The sequence below is a fragment of the Streptomyces sp. NPDC005955 genome (assembly GCF_042871255.1).
Classification (GTDB): Bacteria; Actinomycetota; Actinomycetes; order Streptomycetales; family Streptomycetaceae; genus Streptomyces.
Genome location: NZ_JBIAIF010000015.1, coordinates 86,006 through 101,281, shown reverse-complemented (window position 1 = coordinate 101,281; position 15,276 = coordinate 86,006). Strand labels below are relative to the sequence as shown.

Annotated in this window: 15 protein-coding genes and 1 tRNA gene; 5 read left to right on the top strand and 11 right to left on the bottom strand. The window is 70.1% G+C overall.

Features of this window, described 5'->3' with window-relative positions:
• Window positions 1-18: 18 nt before the first annotated feature.
• Entirely contained in the window at window positions 19-675 is a 657-nt protein-coding gene (locus tag ACFYOU_RS28570; protein WP_391309555.1) for a TetR/AcrR family transcriptional regulator C-terminal ligand-binding domain-containing protein, read from the top strand.
• A gap of 36 nt (window positions 676-711) precedes the next feature.
• Here the strand turns inward: ACFYOU_RS28570 and ACFYOU_RS28565 are convergent, their stop codons facing one another.
• From ACFYOU_RS28565 to ACFYOU_RS28550, 4 genes are all read right to left on the bottom strand, one after another.
• Entirely contained in the window at window positions 712-1,488 is a 777-nt protein-coding gene (locus ACFYOU_RS28565) for a fibronectin type III domain-containing protein (protein ID WP_391309553.1), read from the bottom strand.
• A gap of 16 nt (window positions 1,489-1,504) precedes the next feature.
• Window positions 1,505-2,119 (bottom strand): hypothetical protein, encoded by a 615-nt coding sequence (locus tag ACFYOU_RS28560; RefSeq protein ID WP_391309551.1) that lies wholly within the window; start codon window positions 2,117-2,119, stop codon window positions 1,505-1,507.
• Between the two features lie 437 nt (window positions 2,120-2,556).
• A complete protein-coding gene (locus ACFYOU_RS28555; protein ID WP_391309550.1) occupies window positions 2,557-3,489 on the bottom strand; it encodes a transketolase family protein in 933 nt (310 codons plus the stop codon).
• A 17-nt stretch (window positions 3,490-3,506) separates the two neighbouring features.
• Window positions 3,507-4,163 carry a transketolase gene (locus tag ACFYOU_RS28550; RefSeq protein ID WP_389773003.1) on the bottom strand — a complete coding sequence of 219 codons (657 nt, stop codon included), beginning with the start codon at window positions 4,161-4,163 and terminating at the stop codon, window positions 3,507-3,509.
• A gap of 231 nt (window positions 4,164-4,394) precedes the next feature.
• Between ACFYOU_RS28550 and ACFYOU_RS28545 the strand changes: the two genes are divergently transcribed.
• Window positions 4,395-4,468, top strand: a tRNA-Pro gene (locus ACFYOU_RS28545).
• 1,077 nt (window positions 4,469-5,545) lie between these two features.
• Here the strand turns inward: ACFYOU_RS28545 and ACFYOU_RS28540 are convergent.
• The 5 genes from ACFYOU_RS28540 to ACFYOU_RS28520 all read right to left on the bottom strand — a co-directional run bounded on the left by ACFYOU_RS28540 (window position 5,546) and on the right by ACFYOU_RS28520 (window position 11,021).
• Complete coding sequence (locus tag ACFYOU_RS28540) at window positions 5,546-6,868, bottom strand: ABC transporter permease (RefSeq protein WP_385490430.1); 1,323 nt, start codon at window positions 6,866-6,868, stop codon at window positions 5,546-5,548.
• The gene (locus ACFYOU_RS28535) at window positions 6,865-7,611 is read right to left on the bottom strand and encodes an ATP-binding cassette domain-containing protein (RefSeq protein ID WP_391309547.1); all 747 of its coding nucleotides are present in this window, start codon (window positions 7,609-7,611) and stop codon (window positions 6,865-6,867) included. Before ACFYOU_RS28535 ends, ACFYOU_RS28540 begins: the two co-directional genes overlap by 4 nt.
• Window positions 7,608-9,149: a peptidoglycan-binding protein gene (locus ACFYOU_RS28530; protein ID WP_391309545.1), complete on the bottom strand. Its 1,542-nt coding sequence runs from the start codon at window positions 9,147-9,149 to the stop codon at window positions 7,608-7,610. The genes ACFYOU_RS28535 and ACFYOU_RS28530 overlap by 4 nt, the downstream gene beginning before the upstream one ends.
• 315 nt (window positions 9,150-9,464) lie before the next feature.
• Window positions 9,465-10,418: a hypothetical protein gene (locus ACFYOU_RS28525; protein WP_391309543.1), complete on the bottom strand. Its 954-nt coding sequence runs from the start codon at window positions 10,416-10,418 to the stop codon at window positions 9,465-9,467.
• Between the two features lie 183 nt (window positions 10,419-10,601).
• Entirely contained in the window at window positions 10,602-11,021 is a 420-nt protein-coding gene (locus ACFYOU_RS28520) for a peptidase inhibitor family I36 protein (RefSeq protein ID WP_391309542.1), read from the bottom strand.
• 1,280 nt (window positions 11,022-12,301) lie between these two features.
• Here ACFYOU_RS28520 and ACFYOU_RS28515 point away from each other — a divergent pair.
• Entirely contained in the window at window positions 12,302-12,649 is a 348-nt protein-coding gene (locus ACFYOU_RS28515) for a hypothetical protein (protein WP_391309540.1), read from the top strand.
• 70 nt (window positions 12,650-12,719) lie between these two features.
• Here ACFYOU_RS28515 and ACFYOU_RS28510 read toward each other — a convergent pair whose 3' ends face one another.
• Window positions 12,720-13,346 carry a TetR/AcrR family transcriptional regulator C-terminal ligand-binding domain-containing protein gene (locus ACFYOU_RS28510; protein ID WP_391309539.1) on the bottom strand — a complete coding sequence of 209 codons (627 nt, stop codon included), beginning with the start codon at window positions 13,344-13,346 and terminating at the stop codon, window positions 12,720-12,722.
• Window positions 13,347-13,445: 99 nt separating this feature from the next.
• On the opposite strand from ACFYOU_RS28510, the gene ACFYOU_RS28505 reads away from it, so the two are divergent.
• Window positions 13,446-14,099, top strand: coding sequence for a CatB-related O-acetyltransferase (locus ACFYOU_RS28505; RefSeq protein WP_391309537.1), 654 nt, complete (start codon window positions 13,446-13,448; stop codon window positions 14,097-14,099).
• A gap of 156 nt (window positions 14,100-14,255) precedes the next feature.
• On the opposite strand, the gene ACFYOU_RS28500 is transcribed toward ACFYOU_RS28505, so the two are convergent.
• The gene (locus ACFYOU_RS28500; RefSeq protein WP_391309535.1) at window positions 14,256-14,612 is read right to left on the bottom strand and encodes a hypothetical protein; all 357 of its coding nucleotides are present in this window, start codon (window positions 14,610-14,612) and stop codon (window positions 14,256-14,258) included.
• A gap of 407 nt (window positions 14,613-15,019) precedes the next feature.
• Here ACFYOU_RS28500 and ACFYOU_RS28495 point away from each other — a divergent pair, with 407 nt between their 5' ends.
• Entirely contained in the window at window positions 15,020-15,274 is a 255-nt protein-coding gene (locus ACFYOU_RS28495) for a hypothetical protein (RefSeq protein WP_391309533.1), read from the top strand.
• The last annotated feature ends 2 nt before the right edge of the window (window positions 15,275-15,276 follow it).

Here is a 15,276-nt window from a genome sequence, read left to right as displayed (position 1 = left end):
TGGAACAGGAGTCCCGTTATGGGTTCTGAGGATGCCGACCCGGGAACCGTCCGCCCCGGTGGACGCACGGCACGGGTACGGGCCGCGGTGTTGCAGGCGGCCGGAGACGCCCTGGCCGAGCGGGGTTTCGCGCACCTCGACCTCGCTGACGTCGCCCGCCGCGCAGAGGTCGGCAGGACGACCGTCTACCGCCGCTGGGGGACGCCCACCGCCCTGGTGGCCGACCTGCTGACGGACATGGCCGAACAGTCTCTGCCGCGCACCGAGACCGGCTCGCTGCTCGGCGACCTCCGGGCCAACGCACGGCTCGTGCAACGCACCCTGGCCGACCCGCGGCAGGGGGCCCTCTTCAGAGCGGTGATCGCAGCCGCCGTCTGCGAGGCCAGGACGGCCGAGGCCCTGCACCGTTTCTATGACGTCCGGGTCGACGAGTGGGCGCCCTGCGTGCAGCAGGCCGTCGACCGGGGGGAGGTGCCGGAGGACACCGACGTCCACGAAGTGATCCGGGCCGTCTCCGCACCGCTCTACTACCGCCTGCTGACCAGCGACCGGAGCCTCGACGAGGCCGCTGCCGACCGGGCCGCGGAGGCCGCCGCGACAGCAGCGCGCGCGGGAGCGTACCGACGCGGACCGTCGACCGGGACCCCGTGCGAGGGGACCCGGCCGACGGACTGATGCGCGTGCTCGGAAGGGACGCCCGACGGGACGCGCTCAGCGGGCGGCGGACTTCCCCGTGGTGCGGAGGACCACGTTCGACCGCTCGCCGTAGAAGAACGCCCGCACCCGGACGGTCGCCCGCTTCTCCCGGGGCAGGGTGATCAGCCCCGTGGACTCGATGTCCGGGTCGAGCACCGCGGCGACATGGAAGTCCGGGGCACCCGCCGGTCGGATCTCGACCAGGTATCCGGCTTCGTCGCGGGCCCGATCGCGCCAGGTGAGCAGGACCCCGTTGGCGTGCTTGACGGTCGCCTCGAAGTCGTCCGGTGTCGCCCGTACCGCTCCTTCGCCCCGGACGGGATGACGTTCCGCCGCCGACCCCGGCTTCGACAGCTTCCGGGGCGCGGCCCACTCGTGCCCACTGCGCTGGTCCTTCTTGCTGAACGCCCCCTTCGGCAGGTCCAGTTCCACCGCCGCCGACACCGGCCCGCCGTAGGCGCGCAGCCGGTAGTAGAAGGGGGTCTCGGGCATCAGATCGGGATGCTCGTGGACGCGCTGGCCCTCGGGGGCGAACCGCAAGGTCGTGTACGCCCCCTCGGGCTCGGTGGCGAACTCGACGACCTGTCCCGCGGCGTCACGGGCGTCGCCGCTCCACCGCAGGGTGACGTCGGTCGGCGTGTCGAGCTTCGCCGACAGCGTCACGCCCCGCGGCGCGGCCGGCCTTCCGTCCGAAGGCGACGCTCCGTCGGTGCAGCCGGAGAGCAGGGCGGTGACCAAGGCGGTTCCCAGGAGGGCCCGGCCCGGTCGGCGCAGGGGAGGCACAGTCGTCATTCCTTCCTGCGCGTCCCTACTTCTGCCACATCTTGACGCCGCCCCAGGTGACCTTCACCGGGCCGTTCCCGCTGTTCGTGCGATAGGCGCCCAGCTTGTCGTAGTACTTTCCGGGAAGGCTGGAGACGTCGGCGTCCAGCACCCTGGAGCCGTTGATGTACGTCCGGTGCGAGACGCCCACTTGGTGCACGGTGTTGACCCGGACCGTAGCGCCCACGGTGGCTTGGTTGCCGAGCTCGATCCCTCCGTGCACCGAGTAGAGACGGCCGCCGTTCTCGACGGCGAGCATGTAGTACGCGCCGCCATCCGTGCCGTCCCGGAACGTCTGCTTGAGGCTGATCCGGGTGCCCCCCATGGACTCCACGCGGAAGCGCCCCTCGAACTGGTGCGTTCCGTTCTCGTAGGTCGGGTACCGGTACTCGGCGCGCTGGTCGCCGCTGGCCGTGGAACAGGTCAGCTCGAACACATTGCCGGTGATCACACCGCAGCCGCGTTCCTGGAGGCTCGGGGTGGGCACGGGGACGATCGGGTTCCAGCCCCCGGGCTCGACCTCGGCGGCGGCGGGCGGTGCCAACAGCACCAGCCCGCAGATCGCTGCGGATGCGGTCATCAAGGGTCGGGCAAGCCTCATGGCCAACTCCTTCCCGGGATTCCTGCATGCACGGAGCCCCGGGCTAGTTCATGGATGAATCCTGCGCCGAGAAGTTATGTGAGGCTCCGAGATCCCGTCAACCATGCATGGTGAAACCTCTTTTTCATGGCCGATTGTTGAGCTGCGCGGCCTTTGATTTAGGCGAAGCGCCCGAAAGGAGGTGCGGAAGCGCTATGAGCGATGTCAGCGGGCTGCCATCGGTTCCGAATGCCTTTCTTTCACTCAATGTTTGGCGAGATCCACTACCCTGCCCGTACTCGCGCCAGCGTCCTCCGAACGGCCTTTCGGAGCCCGATTGATGCAGGGTGTCCGATTTCTCGGGTGGGGATTCCCTCCATATTTCCCGGAACCGTTTTCGCGGCGGAGAACCGGGCCCACCCCGCAGGGCGGGCCCGCCCCGGTTTCCGGCCCGGACCTCAGGTAGTGACCACCGGCCCGCCGCCGAGGAAGCCGGAGATGCGCTCCCGCAGCGAGCGCGGGTCCAATCCGTGCGCGGCCACGTGCTCCTCCACCGTCCCGTACCGGCGCAACTCCCGGCGACCGACGCCCAGTCCGAGCACCCGGTGCGGGACGTCGACCAGTGCGTCGTTCGCCACGGCGGTCGACGTCCCGGCGAGATAGGGCTCGACCAACACGATGTCCGGTGTCCCGCCCGGACCGGCGACGAGCCGCGCCGCCCGGCGCAGCCCGTCCGCGTCGAAGGGGCGCACCGTGGTGGCGTAGAGGACCGTGACGTCCAGGCCCTCGGTGGCGGTCAGCACGTTGCCGAGTGTCGTCCCCACGGCCACCACCACGCCCCGGCCCCCCTCCCGCACGGTAAGGAACCCCTTCCCGTCGACGGGGAGCGCCGCCGGGTTGGACTGCGCCGACAAGCGCACGTACACCTTGTCGTCCCCCGCGGCGACGGCGTGCCGCAGGAGCGTCTCGGCCTCGTCGGGGTGCCCGGGCACGTGCACGGTCCAGCCGTCCAGGGTGTCGAGCAGGGCCACGTCACCCGGTGACATGTGGGTGAACCCGCCGGACGGCCAGTCGAACGACGCCGCGGCACTCACCAGCACCCCGCCCACCCCCTGGTGGCCGAAGTCCAACTTGATCTGTTCGAAGGGGCGCTCCACCAGGAAGCTCGCGAAGGTGTGCACCACCGGCCTGAGGCCGGTCAGCGCCAGCCCGGCGCCCGTCCCCACGAGCAGCTGCTCGCGGATGCCCACGTCGATCACCCGGTCCGGGTGTCGACGGGCGGCCTCTGCGAAGCCGTCGGAGCCGATCACGGCGAGCACCACGGCGACCCGGGGGTCCTCGTCCAGCAGCTCGGACAGGACGGGGGCGAAACGGTCACGCATCGTGTCCATCGGTCATCTCTCCGGTCTCAGACGGTGGGGTTCCGGGCGTCGACCCGGGCGACGACGGCGTGCGGGCGCCCGGGGTGCGGGGCGGTGAAGGCGTCGTACAGGGCCGCGTGGTCGCGTCCGTCGACGGTCACCGTGGACCAGCCGCCCGCTGCGAAGCGGGCGGCGATCCCGCCGGGCCGCGACTGGCTGGCGGAGGCGTTGTCGATCACCACGGTGTGCAGCCGGTCCAGCCCCGCCGGGCCGGCGAAGGCGATCGCCTCGTGATTGCTGCCCTCGTCCAGTTCCCCGTCGCCGATCAGCACCCACACGGCCGGCCCGGTCAGTCCCTGGGCCCGCAGTCCGAGCGCCGTCCCCACGGCGAGCGGCAGACCGTGCCCCAGGGAACCGCTGCCGATCTCCGCTCCCGGCACGAGCAGGCGGTCCGGATGGTGCCCGAGCGGCGAGTCGTAGGCCCCGAAGCTGCTCAGCCACTCCACCGGCACGAAGCCCTTGGCCGCGAGCACCGCGTAGTAGGCCATCGGTCCGTGTCCCTTGGAAAGCAGGAACCGGTCCCGGTCGGGGGCTCCGGCGGTGGCCGGGGAGACCCGGAGTACCCGGTCGTAGAGCACCCACAGCGCGTCGAGGGTCGACGTCGCCGCCGGCCCGTGCTTCTCGTCCCCGGTGAGCAGCCCCATCAGCCGCTCCAGGTCCCCGTACCCGTACTCTTCCCCGTTCCGGAGGGCCCGCCCGGCCTGCTCCCCGGGCCTCTCGCGCCGTGCGGCGCCGGTCACCTTGGTCATGGATCAACTGTGCAACCTCAAGCACCCTTGAGGTCAACCCGCAAAGGGTGCGCGACCACGGCTTCCGGTGCGGTATTGTTTCGATGCGCGTTCAGCCAGGGGCAAACCCCAGGTCACAACGGGCAACGGGACGTGGCGCAGCTTGGTAGCGCACTTGACTGGGGGTCAAGGGGTCGCAGGTTCAAATCCTGTCGTCCCGACTTGCATCTGTGCAGGTCGTAGGCGGTATCGGAGAAATCCGGTGCCGCCTTTTCGTATGTCTTGGGGACGTTGAGGACCACGCGGTCTGGCGGCGTCTTCCGGGGACGGGCGTCGACCTGAGCGCTCCCGAGCTACAGCCGGGCCGACTGGTGGACCGCGCCAGACCAGCCAAGACCGCGAACATCGCCGAGGACGACCTCCCCGACCCGCGGTACGCGAGCGACAAACTGCCCGCACCACAGGCACATGGCGCCAACGGACCCCTGTGGTCACAGCCCGTGGCACAGGACTGGGCCGAAGAGCATCACCGCGCCCACAGCCCAGGCACCCTCCTCTCCGCCACCACCTCCTACGGCACCCCGCAGCCCCAAGGGCTCGTCGCCGACCACAACCGCCTCACCAAGGTCATCCACGTGGACGGAGAACAGAGCGAGGAAACAGCCGAAAGCTTCGCCTGGTGGCCCGCAGCCGCCCTCACGGTGGGCCCCAAAGCCTCTTCCCCATGTCGGCACTATGCACGACGCTGATCGACGCTGTCTCTCCCACCTTGCTCAAGACGTAGAGAAGGGCAGGAGCGGAGTATGGCGCTCCCCTCTGCGCCCCGACGTGGTCAAGGTGTTCGTCTGGTACATCCAGCGGAAGCCGGACCGCACCGCAGGCCTCCTGAGCGAGATCTGCCTGGTTGCCCGGACCAGGCTGGACCTCTCCCCGGAGACCGTCGGCAACGTCATCCACCGGTCGCTCCGTCTCCAGACTGAGCTGGTCGTGGAGACAGTCGACGCACTCCTCGACATCGCCCTGCCCCCATCCGCGAAACCCTCCAAGAGCCAGCCGGGAAGCCGCGAAACGCGGCGGCCCGCCCGTGAAGGAGCAGCCCAAGGCCCAGGGCCTCCACGTAAGGCGATGCCCCAGCCGCGTTCCCCCACCGCAGCCCGAGATGCGGGCCGCACCCACACGGGTGGTCTGCCCGTCATGTCTGGAAACACCTCCACGTTCTGTACACGGACGCACTCGGGGCCTTCGGACCGCGGCTGGTCCGAAGGCCCCGAGTGCGAGGGTTGCCGCCCGGTGCGGGTTCAGCGGCGCAGCGCCTCCGCGGGCTGGATACGAGCTGCCCGCCACGCCGGGTACAGGCCCGCCACCACTCCGGTCGCCAGACCGATGAGCGGCGCCGCCGCCACGGTCGAGGTGTGCAGTACGGGCGTCCAGTCCCGGGCGATGGCGACCCCTACTACGGTCAGGGTGCCGAGACTCGTTCCGATGAGCCCGCCCAGCGCCCCCATCGCCCCGGACTCGGCGAGGAACTGCGCCGTGATGTGCCCGCCGCGGGCGCCGAGCGCACGGCGCAGCCCGATCTCCCCGGTGCGCTCCAACACCGCCACCAGGGTGGTGTTGGCGATGCCCACGGCGCCGATGACCAGGCAGATCGCGGCGAGCAGCAGGAACAGTTGTTGGAGGTCGTCGGTCACGTTCCCGCGTAGGGTACGCGGATCGGGCGGTGGGACCGACTTGAAGTACTCGGGGTGGTCGGGGCGCAGGGCCGTCGCGGCGAGGCGGGCGACCTGGCGGGCCGCGCCCATCTCCGTGGCGACGAGCATCCTGGCGCCGCCGGACTTCGGCTCGCCCCAGGTCTTGAGCGCGGTGGAGAGCGGGACGACGACCGAGAGCAGCAGGTCCGCTTTGCGCTCGACGTCGTCGATGATGCCGACGACGGTGAACGGCTGGTCGCCGATGAACAGCGCGGGCCTGGTCTCCAGGGTGGTGATGCCGAGCCGTCGGGCCATCCCGGCGCCGATCAGGACGACGGGCTGGGCGGTGCGCTCCGCGTACGCGTCGTAGATCCGGCCCTCGGCCATGTGCGGCACCGCCGCCTCGACGGCCCCCGGTGAGGCGGCGGTGATGCCCGCCCGTTCCCCGTCCGCCGCGTCGCCGACGGGCGAGGAGCGGACGGTGGCGTCGGTGCCGCGGGTGTCCACCGTCCAGTACACGCCCGCGTGTTCGACTCCGGCGAGCCGTTCCACCCGCGCGTCGGCGTCATCGGGGAAGGCGAGGCGGACGAACTCGTTCTGTTCAAGGGCCACGTCCTCGATGTTGACCTCGGTCGCGGTCAGCGCGTTGAACCGGGAGTCGATCTGCGAGGACGTCGTTGCCGTGAGGCCGAGGATCGCCACGAACGTACCGACTCCGAGAACGGTGCCGAGCGCGGTGAGGACGGAGCGGGCCGGGCGCTGGAGCACGCCGGCCAGGGACTCGCCGAGCAGATCACGGGCGGTGAGCACGGAAGGCTCGACGGCCGTTCCTCGGCGGCCCCGACCTGGCCACCGAGGAACGGCACGCCGCAGGACCCGGCGCAGCCTGGCCGGGCGTCCGCCGGTACCGGTGTCGCGATGCCGGCTCATACCGTCACCTGCTCGTCCCGCTCGTCCCGCTCGTGCACCGGCTCGTCCCGCCGTTCGTCGAGGACGCCGTCGCGGATGGTCACCGTACGGGCGCCGCGCGCGGCCACCGCCGGGTCGTGGGTGATGACGAGGACCGTCATCCCCGAGCGGTGCAGCTCCTCCAGGAGGACGAGCACCGACTCCGCGTTCCTGCTGTCGAGGTTTCCGGTCGGTTCGTCGCACAGCAGCAGCGAGGGCCGTGACACCAGGGCACGGGCGATGGCCACCCGCTGGCGTTCGCCACCGGACAACCGGGTCGGCACCGCGTCCAGGCGGTGGCCGAGCCCCACCTGCTCCAGTGCCTGGCGGGCACGGTCCGCGCGTACGGCGCGCGGGGTGTCGTTGTAGACCATGGCCAGTTCGACGTTCTCCCGTGCGCTGCGGTGCGGCAGCAGATGGAAGGACTGGAAGACGAAGCCGATGCGGCGTCCGCGCAGCGCGGTGCGGTCGCCGTCGCGCAGTGCCGCGGTGTCGATGCCGTCGAGCAGGTACCGTCCCCCGGTCGGCGCGTCGAGCAGTCCCGCAATGTTCAGGAACGTCGACTTGCCGGACCCCGACGGGCCGACCACGGTCACGAACTCTCCTTGTTCGATGCGAAGTTCGCAGGGAAGCAGGGCGGGTACCGGCGGCGGCCCCGGATAGGTGAGGGCGACCTGCCGGAACTCGATGACGGGTGGCCGTGCCACACCTTCGCCGCCGCTCACGCGGCGTCCCCCGCACCGGCCCGGACACCGGTGACGACCTGGTCGCCCTCGGCGAGGGCCGCGCCGCCCACCGCCGTGACCTCCACATGGCCGTCGCCCGTGGTACCGGTGCGGACCGCGACCCTGCGCTGCTTGCCCCCGGCACCGACGACGGTGACGACCGTGCCGCCGTCCGATGCGGCGGAGACGGCGGCGACCGGGACGACGAGTGCCTTGCCGTCGGTGGACGCCGCCTCGACGGTGAGCCGTACGTCCTGGCCCACCGTGCCCGAGGCGAGCGGGGTGTCGGGCACCACGACCATCCGGTAGCCCTGCGCCGCGGGCTGCTGCCCGGAGGCCGGGGCGTCGCCCTCGGCGCCGCCCGACGCGGCGTCGGCGGGCTGCCCGGCCGCGGGAGCGCTCGCCACCGACCGCACCCGCGCCCGGGTCACCTTGCCGGTCTGCTCCTGGAGGATCTCCGCCCGCTGCTCCGCCCTCACCAGGCCCTTCTGGCCCTCCTGGAGGTAGCCGTCCACGGCGAGGCGCCCCGCGGAAACCGTCATCACCGTGCCCGTGACGGTCGAGCCCAGCACCGCGGACACGCTGTCCACCCGCGCAGGGAACGCCGACAGGTACACCACCTCCGAGGCCGGGAGCATCGGGCCTGCCTCCGCCTGCGCCTCGCTCAGCCGGGTGCGGGCCCGCTCCAGGTCCTGATCCGCGCGCTCCGCGGCCCGCCGGGTCTCCGGCGTCGCACGAGCGTCGACGGCGTCCTTGGCGTCCTGCACCGCCCGCTCCGCGGCGGTCACGGCGTCCTGTGCGTCCTGCACGGCGGTGGCTCCGTCGGGCTGCGAGGAGACCGGGTCGTAGCCGATGGAGGCGTAGAAGGCGGCCAGGGCGCGGCGGGTACCGGCGCCGAACACGCCGCGCGTGTCGGGGCTGGAGGCGTGCCCCAACCTGTCCAAGGCGTCCTGGAGTTGCTTCACGTCGTCGCCGCTCGTCCCGGACTTCAGGTCGCGGTACACCGGCACCCGTCCTTTGAGTGCGAACACCGGACGCCCGGACACCTCGGCGATCACCTGCCCCGCCGTGACCTTGGCGCCGACCGGCTCGGGCGCCTTGGTGACGACGGCACGGCTCACGCCCGTGGTGCCCGCAGCCGACACCGTGACGTCCACGGACTGCCCGGCGACCACCGTGCCGCGCAGTACGACCGATTCCTTCAGCACCCGCTTCTCCACCGGCGCGGTCAGCACACCCTGCTCGGGTGCGTCGGCCTCGGCCGCCACCTGGGCGGGGGACTTGACCACCACGGAGGCGGCGACGCCGGCCCCGGTCAGCACCAGCGCACCGCCCGCGACCAGGGCCACGACCCGGCGCCGCCGCCCCAACCCGGGGCCCCCGTCCCGCCGGTTGCCGCCCCCGGTCCCGCCCCGCCGTCGCCCGCCGCGTCTCCCGCGAGGGGTCCGATCGCCGGCCCCCTCGCCCTCGCCGGCCCCCTCGGCACCGGCGTACTCCTCGGGGTCGCCGCGCCTGCCGAGGGCATCGGATTCGATCATCAGGTCTCTCCAGGTCGGTGACGCCCGGCACTTGTCGTCTCAGGGCGGTGGAGCGGTGGAACGGTTGCACTGGCTGGGGTGGGGCGGGGCGGATCCGCGTGACCGGGCGGTCGCCGGTCGGCCGAGCGGGCCCGTGCGGCCGACCCGATCCCCGGACTGCTGTCGCCCACGTGTCTGTACGGCGAGGGTCCGTACAGCCACATCCCTTACACATAGGCTCTGTTCGGCCGTCGCCGCCTGCCGGTGACGTCCGTCTGCCGGTCGGGTGCGCTCCGGTTCGTCACTCTCGCTCGACGCCGCGGAGCGACCGTCGCGTCACGCGAGATCGGCCGCCAGTTTCAGACGCTTGTCGATCTGCTTCTTCACCTCGGTCAGCGCCTCGGCGTTCTGCTCGATCATCTGCTTCTGGTAGGCGACGTCGACGGAGTACCAGACACCGAGGACGTTGTACTTGTGCTTGCAGGCGACGTCGGCGGCGGCGACCTGCTGCTCCCTCCGCGTGGCGGTGGCGGACTGCTGCCACTGGGGGTCGTCGTTGGCCTTCATCGGGTCGGCGTAGGTGTAGCCCTTCTCCTTCATGCAGGCCGACCACTCGGTGAACACCGCCCGGACCCGCTCGTCGTCGTACGACTTGGCCCAACTGTCGCTGTTGACCTTCACCACGCTCGGCGCGTCCGCGAAGTCCTGCCCGGAGGCGGCCCCGAGCTTGCGATCGGCCTCACCGATGCACCCTCCGGCCGGGACCTTCTGGCCGTTGATGTCCTGACCGCCCTTGGCCTCGGCCGAGCCCGGCTTGGTGTTCGTGTCGGTGGTGCCGGTGAGCGCGGTGTTCGCGGCGGGCGCCAGCGGTACCGGACTGGGCTTGACGGCCTTGCGTTCGGATCCGGCCGGCTTGTAGCCGTGCACGGCGGCGTCGCCCGCGTCGGTCACGCCGTACCGGAACTGCGCGATGCTCTTGGGCTGGAACGACTCCGCGGCCTTCGGGGCCTCGTAGGTGAATCCGAAGCGCCGCATGCACTGGATGCGGAGTGCCGTCCGTGCGCTGGACAGCCGGTCGGACTGGTCCTTGGTGTACATGTACGCCTCGACGGGCAGCGACTGGTCCGTCGAGGAGGTCAGTTCGGGCGCGGCGGCGGCGCTGGGCACGGACTCGCTCCCGGAGTCGTCGGACCCGTTCGCGCCGGAGGAGGAGTCGCAGCCGGTCACGGCCAGCACCGTGGCGACGCAACCGGAGGCGATCAGGGACAGGGAAAGGTGACGCCTGCGCATGGTGATGTTCATCCTTGAGGTGCCGTGGGGTCTCTCTGGCGGAACAGCCACTGGCTAGACTGCGCGGAGGGGTGTGCTGCCCAGCTGCATTGGGCAGCACACCCCGTTCCGAGGTGGAACAGACCTGGTTCAGGTCTCATCCGTGCGGATCTGGTTCAGGTCGCACGGGTGAAGCGGGGTCGGCTAGAGGTGGAAGTGACCCGACGCGTTCTGGTTCTTCAGGCTGGAGTTCAGGTTGGCCGTTCCTCCGGCGCCGATCGTCTGGAAAACACCGCCGTAGTTGCTGTTGTAGAAGACGGTGAAGTCATAGGTGAAGTCCCAGTTGTCCACCGACGCCGCGTTGTTCTTCACCGACGAACCGGCGCCGGCGCTGCCCTTGGAGCTGACAACGAAGGTGTAACCGGCGTAGTTGGCGACGGCGGCGTTCTGCCGGAAGATGGCGCCGGAGAAGTTGCTGTTGTAGTACAGGCACGCATAGCCCGAGGCGCACTCCACGGCGGCGCTCCCCGAGCTGCCGGCGTGCGCCGTACCGGTGGTGGACAATGCGGTACCCAGGCCCGCGAGGGCGACGGCACCCGCCAGTACTGTCTTTCTGATACGCATGACACATCCTTCCGACGGGAAAGGTGGCGTTCGCATATGCAACCACCTTTCGGGAATGAGTAGTCGACTCGCCGGGGTCTCGCTTCCGTGATCATTCCCGGCGGCGTCCTGGCCGAACATAAGTGCCCGTTCATCTCGGAACAACAGGGTCTATTTGGGTGGCCTGAACCATTCCCTCTTGCTTCTCGTGGGGACCTGTCGATCGCTCGCCGCTTTCACGGCTCGCACGCGTGATCGTCCTAGCGCGTCCCGGAGGTGTGTTGTCTCCGGGCGTGAAGCTGACGCACAATAGACATGTAACGGTCACATATTTCCCGACAATGCTCACCATCCCGACGCGGGTCGCGACGGATCGTTGCCGGAAGCGGATGCCGGAAGAGGGGGTGACATCGAGGGGATCCGGCATAGCGGAAAAGGGCCCCTCAGCGCGGACGCCTTGGTTCCGCTCGTCGTGACCGAAGGGAAAGTTGTGTGTCGTGGTACGAAGGTTGGCTGATCTCTTCCCCGTCCAAGGGTGGGGATTTCGCGTGCCTCATGGCTGCTACCGGAATGTTTCGACGATCGGAACGTCCGGTGAGTGACTGTCAACTCTTTTTTTGCGGACGGGAAGCAGGTGAAGCTGAGATCCGCCTTCGTCCGGTAGTCCTGGGCGCATTCCCGTCGCTGGTTCACCGGCGGGCGCGGCACCACGGGGCGAGACACGGCCCGTGCCCGCCATGTGTGTCCCACGCTCTTGGGGGAGCCGGCCTGGACCCTGGAGATCCATCCGGGCCCGGCCGCAGCTCCGTACGACAACATCGGGGATCTCGTCGTGCGCCTGCCGTACTCAGGGCGCCGCCTCGCGTCCGGGACACCATGGACGGCGCGCTGCGACTAACGGCCCCCTACCGGCCCGGCGCACCCGCCGCCGGGATCGAGGTCGACAGCCGCGCCCGCACCACCCGGCTGCTGGCGGCCGAAGGGGACGGGGTGGGCCGACTGGCTGGCCCGGGTGTTCTTCGCCGCGCTTCTGCTCGCCGACGGATGGCGGATGCTGCACGCCTCCGCCATCGCGGCGGAGGCACCGGGTCGTTGAGGGACACCACCCCCTGATCGACAAGCCCGAAGTGCACTGCGTGATTGAGGTGGTGAAGGGGCGCCTGCACATCGCGGTCAGCCCCGGAAGCGCCGCTGAGCTGACCGGGATCTTCGCTGACGGCCCTTGTGCCACCGTGGCACGCCGCAGGACTGTGTCGTCCTGATCGAAGGCCACGCGTTGTGCGACGACGGTGACGACCGCGGTGACGACCACCGCCGCCTACCTGGCGGTGGAACACACCCACTTCGTCCCCGAACACCTCGCCCTGGACGTCGCCACCACGGCCGCCCTCAGCCAGGGCAACCGGGCCGCCCTGAGACTGCCGGGACCGTGGGCGATGGTCCTACACGAGCCTGTGCCGTTGACCGCCGTCCAAGCCGACGACGAGGACCTCGACGCCCTACTCGACGGGCAGGTCCCGGGATCCAGCCACGCCGTCCCGGGCGCCGTCCTAGCCGCGCACCCGGACCACTCCCTCGACACCACCCTCGGTCTCGTCCTCATGACTTCCGTCCACCCCGAACACGGAGAGGCCCTGTTCCCCTCTTAGGACTTCTGGGTTGAGATCCAGGACTTGTCGCGCTCGTGGTTGCGCCAGCGTTCGCTTCCTGTCTCCTCAATCACCCGCTCTCTTCCCGCCGGACGGAGAAGGCGCCCGCGGCAGCCGCCAGGGCTGCCGTCTCCGCGGCTCGTTCCGGGAGTTGCGGGTCCGGACTGGCGCGCAGGAGCACCAACTGGTGGTAGAGCGGCGCCGTCGCGGCGATCAGCAGGCTCCGTGCGTCCGTGTGCTGTTCGAGGAGTTCACCGCGTTCGATGGCACGCTCGACGAGGATCTCGCACTGGGCGTACCGGTCCGTCCACAGCTGTGTCTGGGCGCGAGCGGCCTGTTCGAAGTGGAACGAGGCGGCCATCAGGGCGACGGCGAACGACGGCTGAACGACCAGAGACTCCTGGATCTCCTGGTTGAGGGCCGTCAGATCGCCGCGCAGCGAGCCGGTGTCCGGCGGCTGCCAGTCGATCGCGCCGGCAGCGTCGATGACGTCGACGAGCAGGCCGCCGACATCGCGCCAACGCCGGTAGACCGTGGCACGGTGCACTCCGGCCCGCGCCGCGACACCCTCCACCGTGAGTCCTTGGTGACCGCCTTCAGCGAGTTCGGCGCGCACCGCGTCGAGAACCTGGGCGCGGATGCGGGCGGTGCGACCGCCTGGACGGCGGTCCGATGTCGTGCCATGCGGGTCTGTCATCAGCAGTCAGTATCCAGTTGCTCAAGGCGGCGGGGCTGTGCCAGCATTTTAACGCGACAGATGTCGCTCTAGGTCTGTGAGAGAGGAACCGTCTTCGCGATGCCGCCCGTTCCCGCCGACCCCACTGTGCTCCACCCGATGCCCGAGCACCCGCGCGTGGTTCTGCTCAAGCCGTTGGTGCAGTCGCCGCTGATCGAGGTCGGCGCCTTCTCCTACTACGACGATCCGGACGACCCGACCGTGTTCGAGACGCGCAACGTCCTGTACCACTACGGTCCCGAGCGGCTCGTCATCGGCAAGTACTGCGCGCTGGGGACGGGCATCCGGTTCATCATGAACGGCGCCAACCACCGCATGGACGGTCCCTCCACCTTCCCGTTCCCCACCATGGGGGGCTCCTGGGCTGAGCACTTCGACCTGATCACCGACCTACCCGGCCGGGGCGACACGGTCGTCGGCAACGACGTGTGGTTCGGCCACGGAGCCACGGTCATGCCCGGTGTACGCATCGGTCACGGCGCGATCATCGCCGCCGGCGCCGTGGTCACCGGCGACGTCCCCGACTACGGCATCGTCGGAGGTAACCCCGCCCAACTCATCCGTACCCGCTACGACGCTGCGGACATCGCCCGGCTCCTCGCCGTGGCGTGGTGGGACTGGCCCGTGCAGCACATCACCAGAAATGTACGGACGATCATGTCGGGGGCCGTCGCCGACCTGGAGGAGGCCGCCGCGCAGATCGACCAGCCCTGACGCTGCGCGGACGGCACCTGCCGCCTCAACCGCAGCGGCTGGCCGGCAACCATCGCCACACGGCGACCTCGGTCCCGGGCCTGGACCATGGCTGCGTCGTCCCCGCTGGTGGCGCGGGTGCTATTCAGCAAGCTGGCGGCCCCGAGAGGTTTCGCTTCAGTGTCTGGTGACAAGTCGGATGAAGGCGCCCGCCGCGCCTACGGCGAGGAGGATCCACCATCCCAGTTGCAGCAGGTAGGCCAGCCCGGCGATGGAGATCAGTACGCAGTAGGACGCGGTTGCTGCGGACAGCGCGAGCTGAAGCTTGGGAGGGCCTGCCGGGTTGAGGCGAATGAGGATGGCGATCAGGACGGATACCCAGAGGAAGGGCCAGTGGTGGTCGAAGGTCAGGGTGGTGGTGAGGTCGGAGACGAAATCCATCCAGCGGTGCTCCCCGAGGCGGAGATGCACGTCCACGATGCCTTCTATCTCCTTGTCGGAGGCCGTGTTCTCGGCGCGCTCGACAAGCAGCATGAATGTCAAGCCCACGGCATGCGGGATTCCGGTGGTCAGGCCTACGGCTCTGCGACGAAGAACCATCGCCTGCGGGTGGCCCACCGGGAGGGGCGGGAGCGTGGGGGCGGGCGGGTGTCCTGCGGGCCGAGGTGGTACTGGGGGAGGGGCGGATGCTGACTGTGAGGGTGACCCGGCGGAATCGTGTTGGTCCTCGGGGTCTGGGTGTTGCTCATCCATACGGTCAACACCCTTACTGTGGGATGAAGTTCGAAGGTGCCTCCCACCCTATGCGTGGGGCTTTGGGCGTATCAGCGAAATCCTGCTGGAGGGCGAGATCAAGGCTGTTGGAGGCGTCCGAGACGAGTACGGGGCCTTGGTAAGCAGGAGAGGTTGACATGCCTGGCTGGCGCACCCGATCCCCAGGTGTGGACGGAAGCCGGCTCATCAGCGACGCCGAGGTCTTCCACCGCACCACCCACCCGGTCGCCTTCGAACCCGACGCCCGACTCGCCCGGCTCGCCCGCCGGCACGAGTGGGGGCTCGCCGACCGCAACAACCTCCTCAAGGCCGTCGACGCCACAGGTCTTTCGCTCCCTCCCTCCTCGGACGGCGACGACCCGGAGCGGCACCTCCACACCCCCGAGGAAGCCCGGCAGAGACGCAGGAGACCGTACTCCTGACA